The 847-nt window shown below is 68.6% G+C and carries 2 protein-coding genes; both read right to left on the bottom strand.

From position 1 onward, the window contains the following. Positions 1-52: 52 nt before the first annotated feature. Complete coding sequence (locus JK363_RS41425) at positions 53-253, bottom strand: hypothetical protein (protein ID WP_201883490.1); 201 nt, start codon at positions 251-253, stop codon at positions 53-55. A gap of 51 nt (positions 254-304) precedes the next feature. Further along, a partial coding sequence (locus JK363_RS41420) for a type II secretion system F family protein (protein ID WP_201883489.1) occupies positions 305-847 on the bottom strand: 543 nt, incomplete at its 5' end.

The following is an 847-nucleotide window of genomic DNA, read 5'->3' as shown; positions in this document are numbered from 1 at the left end:
CGCCGCGGTCGTCGTGGCCTGGTCGCGGTGTGCGCAGCAGGTGGTGCACCGGTTATCCCAGGTCGATGGAGTTGGCCTTGGCGAGGACCTTGGTGGTGATGATGCCGATCACCGTGATGGTGAGGATGGCCAGGAGTGCGGTGACGATGATGGTTTCGGTGGTGTAGCCCGCGTCCCGGCGGGCGTGGCGGCGTACGAGGCCGGCGTGGTGGCGCAGAGCGGCAGCGAGGGCCTGCAGGTGCGGGTGGAGCATCGAGATCGTTCTCCGTAATGCGTTTCGACATTGCCCGTGGGGGCGTGGTGGTCAGGTGACGGCGAGGACGTGTGCGAGGGCTGGATAGCCGATGAGGAGCAGGAAGGCGGCGAAGAGGAGGACCACCGGCAGGGACATCTGTTCCGTGGCTGCTTGGGCTGCTCCGTCGGCTTCGGACAGGCGGCGGCGTCGCATGGCACGGGCCTTCGCGGTCAGGGAGGCGCGGACTTTGGCGCCCTCGGTGCCAGCCAGGTTGAGCGTGGCAGCGAGTTCCGTCAGGTCGCTGACCCCCAGGTGCTGTCCGAGGTCGCCCAGGTGGTGCCAGGGGCTGGTGCGGGTGACCTGCGCGAGGTGCAGGGCGTGGCGGAGTTTGGATGCGGCCCACCCCCGGGGGGCTTGGACGGCGTCGGCCAGAGCCTGGTGTACGCCGGCTCCGCCCGCCAGGGAGATCACGGTCAGGTCCAGGACCAGGGTGAGTGTGTGCCGCATCTGGCGTCGGCGTTCAGAAGCCGTCTTACGGACGGTGATGTCCGGGAGGAAGAACAACGTCACCGCGAGGGTCAGGGAGCTCGCCAGTGGCATCCACCAGCCGAT

The sequence above is a fragment of the Streptomyces coffeae genome, assembly GCF_016741875.1.
Taxonomy (GTDB): domain Bacteria; phylum Actinomycetota; class Actinomycetes; order Streptomycetales; family Streptomycetaceae; genus Streptomyces; species Streptomyces coffeae.
The sequence above is the reverse complement of the archived record's forward strand: the minus strand, read 5'-3'. Positions and strand labels throughout refer to the sequence as shown.

Coding starts and splice junctions, on each gene's coding strand:
- JK363_RS41425 (WP_201883490.1), bottom strand. CDS start 253: ATGCTCCACCCGCACCTGCAGGCCCTCGCTGCCGCTCTGCGCCACCAC.